The sequence below is a fragment of the Pseudomonas sp. TE50-2 genome (assembly GCF_040813665.1).
GTDB classification, from domain to species: Bacteria; Pseudomonadota; Gammaproteobacteria; order Pseudomonadales; family Pseudomonadaceae; genus Aquipseudomonas; species Aquipseudomonas soli.
In genome coordinates, this window is record NZ_JBFNXN010000001.1 from 4819914 (window position 1) to 4834092 (window position 14179).

12 protein-coding genes are annotated in these 14179 nt (G+C 61.5%); 11 read left to right on the plus strand and 1 reads right to left on the minus strand.

What is annotated here, in order from left to right:
• Positions 1-82 precede the first annotated feature (82 nt).
• Entirely contained in the window at positions 83-337 is a 255-nt protein-coding gene (locus tag AAHK21_RS22050; RefSeq protein ID WP_023628900.1) for a YkgJ family cysteine cluster protein, read from the plus strand.
• Between the two features lie 33 nt (positions 338-370).
• The gene (locus AAHK21_RS22055) at positions 371-976 is read left to right on the plus strand and encodes an START domain-containing protein (protein ID WP_110704459.1); all 606 of its coding nucleotides are present in this window, start codon (positions 371-373) and stop codon (positions 974-976) included.
• A gap of 69 nt (positions 977-1045) precedes the next feature.
• Here AAHK21_RS22055 and gltA read toward each other — a convergent pair whose 3' ends face one another.
• Positions 1046-2335 carry a citrate synthase gene (gltA, locus tag AAHK21_RS22060; RefSeq protein WP_046854764.1) on the minus strand — a complete coding sequence of 430 codons (1290 nt, stop codon included), beginning with the start codon at positions 2333-2335 and terminating at the stop codon, positions 1046-1048.
• Positions 2336-2687: 352 nt separating this feature from the next.
• Between gltA and sdhC the strand changes: the two genes are divergently transcribed.
• From sdhC to sucD, 9 genes are all read left to right on the plus strand, one after another.
• Positions 2688-3074 (plus strand): succinate dehydrogenase, cytochrome b556 subunit, encoded by a 387-nt coding sequence (gene sdhC, locus AAHK21_RS22065; protein WP_023628897.1) that lies wholly within the window; start codon positions 2688-2690, stop codon positions 3072-3074.
• Positions 3068-3436, plus strand: a complete 369-nt coding sequence (sdhD, locus tag AAHK21_RS22070) for a succinate dehydrogenase, hydrophobic membrane anchor protein (protein WP_023628896.1) — start codon at positions 3068-3070, stop codon at positions 3434-3436. Before sdhC ends, sdhD begins: the two co-directional genes overlap by 7 nt.
• A 3-nt stretch (positions 3437-3439) precedes the next feature.
• Positions 3440-5212 (plus strand): succinate dehydrogenase flavoprotein subunit, encoded by a 1773-nt coding sequence (sdhA, locus tag AAHK21_RS22075; RefSeq protein WP_023628895.1) that lies wholly within the window; start codon positions 3440-3442, stop codon positions 5210-5212.
• Positions 5213-5223: 11 nt separating this feature from the next.
• Complete coding sequence (locus AAHK21_RS22080; RefSeq protein WP_012315348.1) at positions 5224-5928, plus strand: succinate dehydrogenase iron-sulfur subunit; 705 nt, start codon at positions 5224-5226, stop codon at positions 5926-5928.
• A gap of 246 nt (positions 5929-6174) precedes the next feature.
• The gene (locus AAHK21_RS22085; RefSeq protein ID WP_046854765.1) at positions 6175-9006 is read left to right on the plus strand and encodes a 2-oxoglutarate dehydrogenase E1 component; all 2832 of its coding nucleotides are present in this window, start codon (positions 6175-6177) and stop codon (positions 9004-9006) included.
• 42 nt (positions 9007-9048) lie between these two features.
• Positions 9049-10275 carry a 2-oxoglutarate dehydrogenase complex dihydrolipoyllysine-residue succinyltransferase gene (gene odhB / locus AAHK21_RS22090; protein ID WP_046854766.1) on the plus strand — a complete coding sequence of 409 codons (1227 nt, stop codon included), beginning with the start codon at positions 9049-9051 and terminating at the stop codon, positions 10273-10275.
• Between the two features lie 90 nt (positions 10276-10365).
• Positions 10366-11802, plus strand: coding sequence for a dihydrolipoyl dehydrogenase (gene lpdA / locus AAHK21_RS22095; protein WP_046854767.1), 1437 nt, complete (start codon positions 10366-10368; stop codon positions 11800-11802).
• A 172-nt stretch (positions 11803-11974) separates the two neighbouring features.
• The gene (gene sucC, locus AAHK21_RS22100; protein WP_023629628.1) at positions 11975-13141 is read left to right on the plus strand and encodes an ADP-forming succinate--CoA ligase subunit beta; all 1167 of its coding nucleotides are present in this window, start codon (positions 11975-11977) and stop codon (positions 13139-13141) included.
• Positions 13141-14025 (plus strand): succinate--CoA ligase subunit alpha, encoded by an 885-nt coding sequence (gene sucD / locus AAHK21_RS22105; protein WP_004376004.1) that lies wholly within the window; start codon positions 13141-13143, stop codon positions 14023-14025. Before sucC ends, sucD begins: the two co-directional genes overlap by 1 nt.
• Positions 14026-14179 lie beyond the last annotated feature (154 nt).

The following is a 14179-nucleotide window of genomic DNA, read 5'->3' on the forward strand; positions in this document are numbered from 1 at the left end:
CGCTCGGCAATTTCAAACATTTGTTTGAGCGGTTAGTATCCAGGGACGTTCGTCCCGTTTTGCTCCTGGGAGTCCTGTTGTCATGAAATGCCGCGAGGGCTGCGGTGCCTGCTGCATCGCCCCGTCCATCAGTTCGCCTATCCCCGGCATGCCGCAGGGCAAGCCGGCCGGCGAACGCTGCCTGCACCTCAATGTCGAAAACCTTTGCGCGCTGTTCGGCAAGCCCGAGCGACCGCAGGTGTGTGGCGGCTTCAAGGCGGAAGCGGACATCTGTGGCAACGATCGTGACGAGGCCATCCGCATCATCGGGTGGCTGGAGCAGATGACGGCGGCGTGACAGGTTGGATCCTCGACAACAAGGAACAAGATGATGAGATCGATCAAACGTATTGCACTGCTGTGTGGCATGGGTGTCGTGCTGGCACCGACGGCCTGGGCCGAGAACTGGCAGGTGGCCAAGGACGAGGAGGGGATCAAGGTATCCCTCAGCGAAGTGGCCGGTTCCAAGTACAAGGCCTACCGTGGCGTGACCGTGATCAAGGCACCGCTGGCCAAGGTCAAGGCGTTGCAGGAGGACGTGGCCGGGGCCTGCGCCTGGATCCACGAGTGCAAGTCGCAGAAACTGCTCAAGAGCGAGGGCGACCAGAGCTGGACCTACACCCAGTTCAATACGCCATGGCCGGTGACGCCACGCGATTCCGTCCTGCATGTGACCACTGTCCAGGAGGCTGATGGCAGCCTCACCCGCAAGCTTGAGGAGCAGCCGAAGTATCTGCCGGAGGAAAAGGGCTTCGTGCGCGTCGCCCAGGTAGAGGGCTACTGGAAGCTGGTGCCCAAGGGTGACAGCACCGAGGTGACCTACCAGGTGCACACCGAGCCAGGTGGCAGCGTGCCGTCCTGGCTGGCCAACAAGTTCGTGGTGGATGCACCGTTCAATACCCTGAAGGGGTTGAAGGAGCGTGCCGAGAAACAGTGATCGGCGCCGGTAACGCAGAAACAAGAAAGGCTGCCCGAGGGCAGCCTTTTTGCGTTCGGCCGAAAAGGCTTACTTGCGGTCTTTCAGCTCGACGATGTCACGCTGCTCGTAGCCGGTGTACAGCTGGCGCGGGCGGCCGATCTTGTACGGGCTGGAGAGCATTTCCTTCCAGTGCGAGATCCAGCCGACGGTCCGCGCCAGGGCGAAGATCACGGTGAACATGCTGGTCGGAATACCGATGGCCTTGAGGATGATGCCCGAGTAGAAGTCGACGTTCGGGTACAGCGAGCGCTCGACGAAGTACGGATCGGTCAGGGCGATCTCTTCCAGGCGCATGGCCAGTTCCAGCTGCGGGTCGTTCTTGATGCCCAGCTCGCTGAGCACTTCGTCGCAGGTCTTCTTCATCACGGTGGCGCGCGGGTCGCGGTTCTTGTACACGCGATGGCCGAAGCCCATGAGCTTGAACGGATCGTTCTTGTCCTTGGCCTTGGCGATGAACTTGTCGATGTTCGAGACATCGCCGATTTCATCGAGCATGGTCAGTACGGCTTCGTTCGCACCGCCGTGGGCCGGGCCCCACAGTGCGGCGATGCCGGCGGCGATACAGGCGAACGGGTTGGCGCCCGAGGAGCCCGCCAGGCGCACGGTGGAGGTGGAGGCGTTCTGCTCGTGGTCGGCGTGGAGGATGAAGATCCGGTCCATTGCCTTGGCCAGCACCGGGCTGATCGGTTTGATCTCGCACGGGGTGTTGAACATCATGTGCAGGAAGTTTTCCGCGTACGACAGGTCGTTGCGCGGGTACATCATGGGTTGGCCCATGGAGTACTTGTAGACCATCGCGGCCAGGGTCGGCATTTTCGCGACCAGGCGTACCGCGGAGATTTCGCGGTGCTGCGGGTTATTGATGTCCAGCGAGTCGTGATAGAACGCCGACAGGGCGCCGACCACGCCGCACATCACCGCCATCGGGTGGGCGTCGCGGCGGAAGCCGTTGAAGAACGACTTCAGCTGCTCGTGAACCATGGTGTGGTTCTTCACGGTGCTGACGAACTGGGCCTTCTGCTCGGCATTCGGCAGTTCGCCGTTGAGCAGCAGGTAGCAGGTCTCAAGGTAGTCCGACTGTTCGGCGAGCTGTTCGATCGGGTAGCCGCGGTGCAGCAGCACGCCCTTGTCGCCATCGATGTAGGTGATCTTCGACTCGCACGAGGCGGTCGCCATGAAACCAGGGTCGAAGGTGAAGTGGCCTGATGCCCCCAACCCGCGGACGTCGATAACATCGGGACCAACGGTGCCGGTTAAAATGGGCAGCTCGACGGGGGCAGCGCCCTCGATGATCAACTGCGCTTTTTTGTCAGCCATGTGGCCTCCTATTAATGCTTGAAATCATCAGACAGACCCCCCACGCAGGGCCCGCACCACTATAGAGGGATAAATTCGAATGTCAATTTGCCTAAAGGCTGGTTGAAACGCCCTCTGAGGCCTGATTTTTCACGAAATTCTCGCCCGTTTACGCCTTTTGTCCCTTAAAGGCAATGCGCTATTTGGGCTAGCCCCTCACGTTGTCATAAGCAGCCTAACTGTCTATACTCGGCAGCCGACTCCCAGGGGCTTTCAAGCCCGCCCTGCTGGGTGTCGTCGCTCTCCTGGGTGGTGGGTACCTGACCAGTACACTTACCAACAACTTTGCCCTGTTAGCTAGGGGCTCTTCAGTGTGAAAAAAGCCGTGAAAAGCCAACGACCTGTAAACCTAGACCTAAGGACCATCAAACTCCCGATCACCGCGTACACGTCCATTCTTCACCGTATTTCCGGCGTCATCCTCTTCCTCGGCCTTGCCATCATGCTGTACGCACTGGGCAAGTCGCTGGGTTCGGAGGAAGGCTTTGCCGAGGTGAAGGCGTGTCTGACCAGTCCGCTGGCCAAACTGGTGACCTGGGGCCTGCTGTCCGGCCTGCTGTACCACCTCGTGGCAGGTGTGCGCCACCTGATCATGGACATGGGTGTCGGTGAGACGCTGGAAGGCGGCAAGCTGGGCTCGAAAATCGTGATCGTCATCTCCGTGGTGCTGATCGTTCTGGCAGGAGTTTGGGTATGGTAACTAACGTCACGAACCTGTCGCGTTCGGGCCTCTACGACTGGATGGCGCAGCGCGTCTCGGCGGTCGTTCTCGCGGCTTACTTCATTTTCCTGATCGGCTACCTCGCCGCCCACCCGGGCATCGACTACGCCCAGTGGCACGCTCTGTTCACCAACAATGCGATGCGCATCTTCAGTCTGCTGGCCCTCGTTGCCCTGGGCGCCCACGCCTGGGTCGGCATGTGGACTATTGCCACCGACTACCTGACGCCGATGGCGTTCGGCAAGTCGGCGACTGCGATTCGTTTCCTGTTCCAGGCGGTATGCGGCGTTGCGATGTTCGCTTACTTCGTCTGGGGTGTGCAGATTCTCTGGGGTATCTGATTCATGGCTAACATTCCAACCATTTCCTTCGACGCCATCATCATCGGTGGCGGCGGCGCGGGCATGCGCGCAGCACTGCAACTGGCTCAAGGCGGCCACAAGACCGCCGTAGTCACCAAGGTGTTCCCGACCCGTTCGCATACCGTTTCCGCCCAGGGCGGCATCACCTGCGCCATCGCTTCGGCCGACCCGAACGACGACTGGCGCTGGCACATGTACGATACCGTCAAGGGTTCCGACTACATCGGTGACCAGGACGCTATCGAATACATGTGTCAGGAAGGCCCGGCCGCGGTCTTCGAACTGGACCACATGGGCCTGCCGTTCTCGCGTACCGAAACCGGCCGTATCTACCAGCGTCCGTTCGGTGGCCAGTCCAAGGACTTCGGCAAGGGCGGCCAGGCTGCCCGTACCTGCGCAGCCTCCGACCGTACCGGTCACGCGCTGCTGCACACCCTGTACCAGGGCAACCTGAAGGCAGGCACCACCTTCCTCAACGAGTACTACGCCGTTGACCTGGTGAAGAACCAGGACGGCGCGTTCGTCGGTGTGATCGCGATCTGCATCGAAACCGGCGAAACCATGTACATCAAGTCCAAGGCCACCGTGCTGGCGACTGGCGGTGCCGGCCGTATCTACGCCTCCACCACCAACGCCCTGATCAATACCGGCGACGGTATCGGCATGGCCCTGCGTGCTGGCGTGCCGGTGCAGGACATCGAGATGTGGCAGTTCCACCCGACCGGCATCGCCGGCGCCGGTGTACTGGTCACCGAAGGTTGCCGCGGTGAGGGTGGCTACCTGATCAACGCCCACGGCGAGCGCTTCATGGAGCGTTACGCGCCGAACGCGAAAGACCTGGCCGGCCGCGACGTGGTCGCCCGTTCCATGGTCAAAGAGATCATCGCCGGCAACGGCGTGGGCCCGAACAAGGACCACGTGCTGCTGAAGCTGGATCACCTGGGCGAGGAAGTGCTGCACAGCCGCCTGCCAGGTATCTGCGAACTGTCCAAGACCTTCGCCCACGTCGACCCAGTGGTCGCCCCGGTACCGGTCGTGCCGACCTGCCACTACATGATGGGCGGCGTTGCCACCAACATTCATGGCCAGGCCATCACCATGGACGCCGAAGGCAAGGACCACATCATCCCGGGTCTGTTCGCCGTGGGTGAAGTGGCTTGCGTATCGGTCCACGGCGCCAACCGCCTGGGCGGCAACTCGCTGCTCGACCTGGTGGTGTTCGGCCGTGCCGCCGGCCTGCACCTGGAAAAGGCGCTGACCGAAGGCGTCGAGTACCGCGATGCCAGCGACACCGACGTCGATGTTGCCCTGAACCGCCTGAACAAGCTCAACGAGCGTACCAGCGGCGAAGACGTGGCAAGCCTGAAGCGCGAACTGCAGAGCTGCATGCAGAACTACTTCGGTGTATTCCGTACCGGTGAATACATGCAGAAGGGTATCGAGCAACTGGCTGGCCTGCGTGACCGCATCGCCAACGTCAAGATCAACGACAAGTCCCAGGCCTTCAACACCGCGCGTATCGAAGCGCTGGAGCTGCAGAACCTGCTGGAAGTCGCCGAAGCTACCGCCATCGCGGCCGAAGCCCGTAAAGAGTCCCGCGGCGCGCACGCCCGTGAAGACTTCGAAGACCGTGACGACGAGAACTGGCTGTGCCACACCCTGTACTACCCGGGTGAGAAGCGCGTTGCCAAGCGCGGCGTCAACTTTGCGCCGAAGACAGTTCCTGCCTTCGAACCAAAAGTCCGGACTTACTAAGGGTGGCTGCTATGTTGAAAGTCGAAGTTTATCGCTACAACCCCGACACCGACTCGGCGCCCAAGATGGAGTCGTTCGACGTCGATACCGGCGGCAAGGACCTGATGGTTCTGGACGTGCTGGCACTGATCAAGGAAAAGGACGAGGGCTTCTCGTACCGTCGCTCCTGCCGTGAAGGCGTGTGCGGTTCCGATGGCATGAACATGAACGGCAAGAACGGCCTGGCCTGCATCACCCCGCTGTCGGGCGTGGTCAAGGGCAACAAGCTGGTGCTGCGCCCGCTGCCAGGCCTGCCGGTCATTCGTGACCTGGTGGTCGATATGAGCATCTTCTACAAGCAGTACGAGAAGGTGAAGCCATTCCTGCAGAACGACACGCCGGCTCCGGCCATCGAGCGTCTGCAGTCGCCGGAAGACCGCGACAAGCTGGACGGTCTGTACGAGTGCATCCTGTGCGCTTGCTGCTCGACCTCCTGCCCATCGTTCTGGTGGAACCCGGACAAGTTCCTGGGCCCCGCCGCCCTGCTGCAGGCCTACCGTTTCCTGGCCGACAGCCGCGACACCAAGACTCAGGAGCGCCTGGCGTCCCTGGATGACCCGTTCAGCGTGTTCCGCTGCCGCGGGATCATGAACTGCGTGAACGTTTGCCCGAAGGGTCTGAACCCGACCAAGGCGATCGGCCACGTACGTAACATGCTGCTGCAAAGCGGCACCTGATTCAAAGCGTTGTACCTGCAGTAAGCCGAGGTGCGGGTGGTGAGCCCGCACTGAGGTAAAACCCGAGCAAGGGCCCACAAAGCCCGCGCTCATTACCTATGAAGATATGAGACCAGCAGGGGCTTTCCGGGCTGGTACCCGGAAAATCAGCAGGATCCAAGTGGCGTGGTTCAGTCGCTGTGTTCGGACTTTTCCAGGTTTGCTGTGGCTCTCGCCGATCAGTCCCCTAACCGAGGGTGACCAAGCATGCAAGAAAGCGTGATGCAGCGCATGTGGGAAAGCGCCCACCTTTCAGGTGGTAACGCTGCATATGTGGAAGAGCTTTATGAGCTCTACCTGCACGACCCTAACGCTGTGCCAGAAGAGTGGCGCACCTACTTCCAGAAGTTGCCCGCCGACGGCAGCACCGCTACCGATGTATCGCACTCGACGATCCGCGACCATTTCGTACTGCTGGCAAAGAACCAGCGCCGCGCCCAACCGGTTTCCGCCGGGAGCGTGAGCAGTGAACACGAGAAGAAGCAGGTTGAAGTGCTGCGACTGATCCAGGCCTATCGTATGCGCGGCCATCAGGCTGCCAAGCTCGACCCGTTGGGGTTGTGGCAGCGTCCTGCGCCCGTAGACCTGTCGATCAATCACTACGGCTTGACCAATGCCGATCTTGATACGACCTTCCGTGCCGGCGACCTGTTCATCGGCAAAGAGGAAGCGAGCCTACGCGAAATTTCCGAAGCGCTGCAGAAGACATATTGTCGCACCATTGGCGCCGAGTTCACCCACATCGTCGATTCCGAGCAGCGCAGCTGGTTCCAGCAGCGTCTGGAAAGCGTGCGTGGCCGTCCGGAATTCTCCGCTGACGTGCAGGCCCACCTGCTCGAGCGCGTCACGGCCGGTGAGGGCCTGGAGAAGTACCTGGGCACCAAGTACCCGGGCACCAAGCGCTTCGGCCTCGAGGGCGGCGAAAGCCTGATCCCGATGCTGGACGAAATGATCCAGCGCTCCGGTTCGTACGGCACCAAGGAAGTCGTGATCGGCATGGCCCACCGCGGCCGCCTGAACGTGCTCGTCAACACCTTCGGCAAGAACCCGCGCGAGCTGTTCGACGAGTTCGAAGGCAAGAAGATGAACGAGCTGGGCTCCGGTGACGTGAAGTATCACCAGGGCTTCTCCTCCAACGTGATGACCGCCGGTGGCGAAGTTCACCTGGCCATGGCGTTCAACCCTTCCCACCTGGAAATCGTCTCGCCAGTGGTGGAAGGTTCGGTTCGCGCCCGCCAGGATCGCCGCAACGACACCGTTGGCGACAAGGTCCTGCCGATCTCGATCCACGGCGACGCAGCGTTCGCCGGCCAGGGCGTGGTCATGGAAACCTTCCAGATGTCGCAGACCCGCGGTTTCAAGACCGGCGGCACCGTGCACATCGTGATCAACAACCAGGTTGGTTTCACCATCAGCAACCCGCTGGACTCGCGTTCCACCGAGTACGCCACCGACGTTGCCAAGATGATCCAGGCGCCGATCCTGCACGTGAACGGCGATGACCCGGAAGCGGTGCTGTTCGTCACCCAGCTGGCCATCGACTACCGCATGCAGTTCAAGCGTGACGTGGTCATCGACCTGGTCTGCTACCGTCGCCGCGGCCACAACGAGGCCGACGAGCCAAACGGTACCCAGCCGCTGATGTACCAGCAGATCAGCAAACAGCGCACCACCCGTGAGCTGTATGCCGACGCCCTGATCCAGGCCGGTCGCATCGATGCCGAGCGCGCCCAGGCCAAGATCGACGACTACCGCAACGCGCTGGACAACGGCCTGCACGTGGTCAAGAGCCTGGTCAAGGAGCCGAACCGCGAGCTGTTCGTCGACTGGCGCCCCTACCTGGGCCATGCCTGGACCGCGCGTCACGACACCCGCTTCGACCTCAAGACCCTGCAGGAACTGTCGGCCAAGCTGCTCGAGCTGCCGGAAGGCTTCGTCGTCCAGCGCCAGGTGTCGAAGATCTACGAAGACCGCCAGAAGATGCAGGCCGGTGGCTTGCCGATCAACTGGGGTTACGCGGAGACCATGGCCTACGCCACCCTGCAGTTCGAAGGTCACCCGATCCGCATGACCGGCCAGGACATCGGCCGTGGCACCTTCTCGCACCGTCACGCGGTGCTGCACAACCAGAAGGACGCCAGCACCTACGTGCCGCTGCAGAACCTGTTCCCGGGCCAGCCGCGTTTCGACCTGTACGACTCCTTCCTTTCGGAAGAAGCGGTACTGGCCTTCGAATACGGCTACTCGACCACCACGCCGAACGCGCTGGTGATCTGGGAAGCCCAGTTCGGCGACTTCGCCAACGGCGCGCAAGTGGTGATCGACCAGTTCATCACCAGCGGCGAGCACAAGTGGGGCCGCCTGTGCGGTCTGACCATGCTGCTGCCACACGGCTATGAAGGGCAGGGCCCGGAGCACTCCTCCGCGCGTCTGGAGCGTTACCTGCAGCTGTGCGCCGAGCACAACATCCAGGTGTGCGTGCCAACCACCCCGGCACAGATCTACCACCTGCTGCGTCGTCAGGTCATCCGTCCGCTGCGCAAGCCGCTGGTCGTGCTGACGCCCAAGTCGCTGCTGCGCCACAAGCTGGCCATCTCGACCCTGGAAGACCTGGCCGAAGGCTCGTTCCAGACCGTGATCCCGGAAATCGATACCCTCGATCCGGCCAAGGTCGAACGCATCGTCCTGTGCAGCGGCAAGGTCTACTACGACTTGCTGGAAAAACGCCGTGCCGAAGGCCGCGAAGACATCGCCATCGTGCGTATCGAGCAGCTGTATCCGTTCCCTGAGGACGACCTGGTCGAGATCCTTGCGCCTTACACCAACCTCAAGGCAGCGGTGTGGTGTCAGGAAGAACCGATGAACCAGGGCGCCTGGTACAGCAGCCAGCACCACATGCGCCGTATCCTGGGCCGCCACAACAAGGCACTGGTCCTGGAATACGCCGGCCGCGACGCTTCCGCCGCGCCAGCCTGTGGTTACGCTTCGAAGCACGCCGAACAGCAGGAAAAACTGCTGCAAGACGCCTTCACTGTCTAACGCCTTCGCGCACCTGAAACCGAATTTAAGGAAACACAGATAATGGCTATCGAGATCAAAGCCCCAACCTTCCCGGAATCGGTTGCCGATGGCACCGTTGCCACCTGGCACAAGCAGCCGGGCGACGCCGTCAAGCGTGACGAGCTGATCGTCGACATCGAAACCGACAAAGTCGTCCTGGAAGTCCTGGCCACCGCCGATGGCGTGCTGGGCGCCATCGTCAAGGGCGAGGGCGACACCGTCCTGTCCGACGAAGTGCTGGGTTCGATCGTTGAAGGCGGCGCTGCTGCCGCTGCACCAGCTGCCGCTCCGGCCGCTGCTGCTCCGGCTGCCGCTGCTGCCGCCGACGCTGGCGAGGACGACCCGGTTGCCGCGCCTGCCGCGCGCAAGCTGGCCGAAGAGAACGGCATCGACCTGGCTACCGTTGCCGGCACCGGCAAAGGCGGTCGCATCACCAAGGAAGACGTGGTTGCGGCTGTTGCCAACAAGAAGTCCGCGCCTGCCGCCGCTCCGGCTGCCAAGCCTGCCGCTGCTGCCGCTGCCCCGGTTGTGGTTGCCGCCGGCGACCGCACCGAGAAGCGCGTGCCGATGACCCGCCTGCGCGCCAAGATCGCCGAGCGTCTGGTCGAAGCCCAGTCGAACATGGCGATGCTGACCACCTTCAACGAAGTCGACATGACCGAAGTCATGGCCCTGCGTTCGAAGTACAAGGACCTGTTCGAGAAGACCCACAATGGCGTGCGCCTGGGCTTCATGTCGTTCTTCGTCAAGGCTGCCACCGAGGCGCTGAAGCGCTTCCCGGCGGTCAACGCCTCGATCGACGGCAACGACATCGTCTACCACGGTTTCGCTGACGTCGGCGTCGCCGTCTCCAGCGATCGCGGCCTGGTGGTTCCGGTCCTGCGCAACGCCGAGTCGATGTCGCTGGCCGAAATCGAGAACGGCATCGCCACCTTCGGCAAGAAGGCCCGTGACGGCAAGCTGTCGATCGAAGAGATGACCGGCGGTACCTTCACCATCACCAACGGTGGTACCTTCGGCTCGATGATGTCGACCCCGATCGTCAACCCGCCGCAGGCTGCCATCCTGGGCATGCACAACATCATCCAGCGCCCGATGGCCATCAATGGCCAGGTCGTGATCCGTCCGATGATGTACCTGGCGCTGTCCTACGATCACCGCCTGATCGACGGCAAGGAAGCGGTAACCTTCCTGGTGACCATCAAGAACCTGCTGGAAGATCCGTCTCGCCTGCTGCTGGACATCTAATCAACTAGCTGCGCGCCGCCGGCCCCGTTTTTCAAGAGACGGGGCCGTGCGGTACGCGGCTTGTAGCTTGTAGCTGATAAGGAATCTTTTATGACCCAGAAATTCGACGTAGTGGTGATTGGTGCAGGTCCTGGCGGCTATGTTGCCGCCATCAAGGCTGCCCAACTCGGTCTGAAGACTGCCTGTATCGAGAAGTACACCGACGCCGAGGGCAAGCTGGCCCTGGGCGGCACCTGCCTGAACGTAGGTTGCATTCCTTCCAAGGCGCTGCTGGACAGCTCCTGGAAGTACAAGGAAGCCAAAGAGAGCTTCAACGTCCACGGTATCTCCACTGGTGAAGTGAAGATGGACGTCGCCGCGATGGTTGGCCGCAAGGCCGGCATCGTCAAGAACCTGACCGGCGGTGTTGCCACCCTGTTCAAGGCCAACGGCGTCACTTCGATCCAGGGCCACGGCAAGCTGCTGGCCGGCAAGAAAGTCGAAGTCACCAAGGCTGACGGCACCACCGAAGTCATCGAAGCCGACAACGTGATCCTGGCTTCCGGCTCGCGTCCGATCGACATTCCACCGGCTCCGGTCGACCAGAACGTCATCGTCGACTCCACCGGCGCCCTGGAATTCCAGACCGTACCGAAGCGCCTGGGCGTCATCGGTGCCGGCGTGATCGGCCTGGAGCTGGGCTCGGTCTGGGCTCGCCTGGGTGCCGAAGTCACCGTCCTGGAAGCCCTGGACACCTTCCTGATGGCTGCCGACACTGCCGTGTCGAAAGAAGCCCAGAAGACCCTGACCAAGCAAGGCCTGGACATCAAGCTGGGCGCTCGCGTCACCGGCTCGAAAGTCAATGGCAACGAAGTCGAAGTCACCTACACCAACGCCGAAGGCGAGCAGAAGATCACCTTCGACAAGCTGATCGTCGCGGTCGGCCGTCGTCCGGTGACCACTGACCTGCTGGCTGCCGACAGCGGTGTGACCATCGACGAGCGTGGCTACATCTTCGTCGATGACCACTGCGCTACCAGCGTTCCGGGCGTATTCGCCATCGGTGACGTGGTGCGTGGCATGATGCTGGCGCACAAAGCCTCGGAAGAGGGCATCATGGTCGTCGAGCGCATCAAGGGTCACAAGGCCCAGATGAACTACGACCTGATCCCGTCGGTCATCTACACCCACCCGGAAATCGCGTGGGTCGGCAAGACCGAACAAGCCTTGAAGGCCGAGGGTGTTGAGGTTAACGTAGGCACCTTCCCGTTCGCGGCCAGCGGCCGTGCGATGGCAGCCAACGATACCGGTGGTTTCGTCAAGGTCATCGCCGACGCCAAGACCGACCGCGTCCTGGGTGTTCACGTGATTGGCCCATCGGCTGCCGAACTGGTACAGCAGGGCGCGATCGCAATGGAATTCGGCACCAGTGCCGAGGATCTGGGCATGATGGTCTTCAGCCATCCGACCCTGTCCGAAGCGTTGCATGAAGCAGCGCTGGCGGTGAATGGCGGTGCCATTCACGTCGCCAACCGTAAGAAGCGTTAATTATAAGAAACCACGGCGGTCTGCCCGTCGTGGGTCTTGCGTGCAAGACTCACCGCGGAACGTCCGCCGGACCGGATCACATGGGAAAACCCGGGGTCAACGGTCACAGGTGGTGCGGCGCCAGTAATGGCGCAGCGCCGAAGCGCAGTACCTAACGAAGACGGTAAAAAGCATGAATCTTCACGAGTATCAGGGTAAGCAGCTGTTCGCTGAATACGGCCTGCCAGTTTCCAAGGGTTTCGCAGTCGACACCCCTGAAGCTGCAGCAGAAGCCTGCGACAAGATCGGCGGTTCCGAGTGGGTTGTAAAAGCCCAGGTTCACGCCGGTGGTCGCGGTAAAGCGGGCGGCGTCAAGCTGGTTCGCAGCAAGGAAGACGCCAAGGCGTTCGCTGCCCAGTGGCTTGGCAAGAACCTGGTTACCTACCAGACCGACGCCAATGGTCAGCCAGTTTCCAAGATCCTGGTCGAATCCTGCACTGACATCGCCAAAGAGCTGTACCTGGGCGCTGTAGTCGATCGTTCGAGCCGCCGCATCGTGTTCATGGCTTCCACCGAAGGTGGCGTGGACATCGAGAAAGTCGCTCACGACACTCCTGAGAAGATCCTCAAGGCCACCATCGATCCGCTGGTCGGCGCTCAGCCGTTCCAGGGTCGCGAGCTGGCGTTCCAGCTGGGCCTGGAAGGCAAGCAAGTTCAGCAGTTCGCCAAGATCTTCGTAGGCCTGGCCAAGCTGTTCAAGGATCACGATCTGGCCCTGCTGGAAGTGAACCCGCTGGTGATCAAGGCCGATGGCGATCTGCACTGCCTCGATGCCAAGATCAACATCGACGCCAACGCCATGTACCGTCAGCCTAAGCTGAAGACCTTCCACGACCCGTCGCAGGACGACGCCCGTGAAGCCCACGCCGCCAAGTTCGAACTGAACTACGTTGCCCTCGAAGGCAACATCGGCTGCATGGTCAACGGTGCCGGCCTGGCCATGGGTACCATGGACATCGTCAACCTGCACGGCGGCAAGCCTGCCAACTTCCTCGACGTTGGCGGCGGCGCTACCAAAGAGCGCGTTACCGAAGCGTTCAAGATCATCCTGTCCGACAGCAATGTCGCGGCCGTACTGGTCAACATCTTCGGCGGCATCGTTCGCTGCGACATGATTGCCGAAGGCATCATCGGCGCGGTGAAAGAAGTCGGCGTCAAGGTTCCGGTCGTCGTTCGCCTCGAAGGCAACAACGCCGAACTGGGCGCTAAAGTACTGGCAGAAAGCGGTTTGAACATCATTGCGGCAACCAGCCTGACCGACGCTGCTCAACAAGTTGTCAAAGCTGCGGAGGGCAAGTAATGAGCGTCCTGATCAATAAAGACACCAAAGTCATCTGCCAGGGCTTCACCGGCTCGCAGGGTACTTTCCACTCCGAACAAGCCATCGCCTACGGCACCAAGATGGTCGGCGGCGTCACCCCGGGCAAGGGCGGCACCACCCACCTGGGCCTGCCGGTGTTCAACACCGTGAAAGAAGCCGTGGAAGCTACCGGCGCTGACGCGTCGGTCATCTACGTACCGGCTCCTTTCTGCAAGGACTCGATCCTGGAAGCCGCCTTCGGTGGCATCAAGCTGATCGTCTGCATCACCGAGGGTATCCCTACCCTCGACATGCTGGACGCCAAGGTCAAGTGCGACGAGCTGGGCGTGACCCTGATCGGCCCGAACTGCCCAGGCGTGATCACTCCGGGCGAGTGCAAGATCGGCATCATGCCAGGTCACATCCACCTGCCAGGCAAGGTCGGTATCGTTTCGCGTTCCGGCACCCTGACCTACGAAGCTGTCAAGCAGACCACCGACGCCGGCTTCGGCCAGTCGACCTGCGTCGGCATCGGCGGTGACCCGATCCCGGGCTCCAACTTCATCGACATCCTGAAGCTGTTCCAGGAAGACCCGAAGACCGAAGCGATCGTCATGATCGGTGAGATCGGCGGTTCCGCTGAAGAAGAAGCCGCGGCCTACATCAAGGCCAACGTGACCAAGCCTGTCGTTTCCTACATCGCCGGTGTTACCGCACCTGCGGGCAAGCGCATGGGCCACGCTGGCGCCATCATTTCCGGTGGCAAGGGTACTGCGGACGAGAAGTTCGCCGCCCTGCAGGACGCTGGTGTGAAAACCGTGCGTTCCCTGGCTGACATCGGCAAGGCCCTGGCCGAGCTGACTGGCTGGGAAGTCAAGAAGTAAGTAACACGCAATACCCCCCCCACGCGCACAAAGGCCACCTTCGGGTGGCCTTTGTCGTTGATGGGGATCGCTTGGAAGCTGGGGCTGCACACCTGAGGAAATTCCGATGGTCGCTATCAGGATTTTCAACCAGACATTCGTTTGAATACGCAAT

What these genes read in the sequence shown, in the direction of transcription:
- AAHK21_RS22050 (WP_023628900.1), top strand. Translation starts at nt 83, where the DNA reads ATGAAATGCCGCGAGGGCTGCGGTGCCTGCTGCATCGCCCCGTCCATC.
- AAHK21_RS22055 (WP_110704459.1), top strand. Translation starts at nt 371, where the DNA reads ATGAGATCGATCAAACGTATTGCACTGCTGTGTGGCATGGGTGTCGTG.
- gltA (WP_046854764.1), bottom strand. Translation starts at nt 2,335, where the DNA reads ATGGCTGACAAAAAAGCGCAGTTGATCATCGAGGGCGCTGCCCCCGTC.
- sdhD (WP_023628896.1), top strand. Translation starts at nt 3,068, where the DNA reads ATGGTAACTAACGTCACGAACCTGTCGCGTTCGGGCCTCTACGACTGG.
- sdhA (WP_023628895.1), top strand. Translation starts at nt 3,440, where the DNA reads ATGGCTAACATTCCAACCATTTCCTTCGACGCCATCATCATCGGTGGC.
- AAHK21_RS22080 (WP_012315348.1), top strand. Translation starts at nt 5,224, where the DNA reads ATGTTGAAAGTCGAAGTTTATCGCTACAACCCCGACACCGACTCGGCG.
- AAHK21_RS22085 (WP_046854765.1), top strand. Translation starts at nt 6,175, where the DNA reads ATGCAAGAAAGCGTGATGCAGCGCATGTGGGAAAGCGCCCACCTTTCA.
- odhB (WP_046854766.1), top strand. Translation starts at nt 9,049, where the DNA reads ATGGCTATCGAGATCAAAGCCCCAACCTTCCCGGAATCGGTTGCCGAT.
- lpdA (WP_046854767.1), top strand. Translation starts at nt 10,366, where the DNA reads ATGACCCAGAAATTCGACGTAGTGGTGATTGGTGCAGGTCCTGGCGGC.
- sucC (WP_023629628.1), top strand. Translation starts at nt 11,975, where the DNA reads ATGAATCTTCACGAGTATCAGGGTAAGCAGCTGTTCGCTGAATACGGC.
- sucD (WP_004376004.1), top strand. Translation starts at nt 13,141, where the DNA reads ATGAGCGTCCTGATCAATAAAGACACCAAAGTCATCTGCCAGGGCTTC.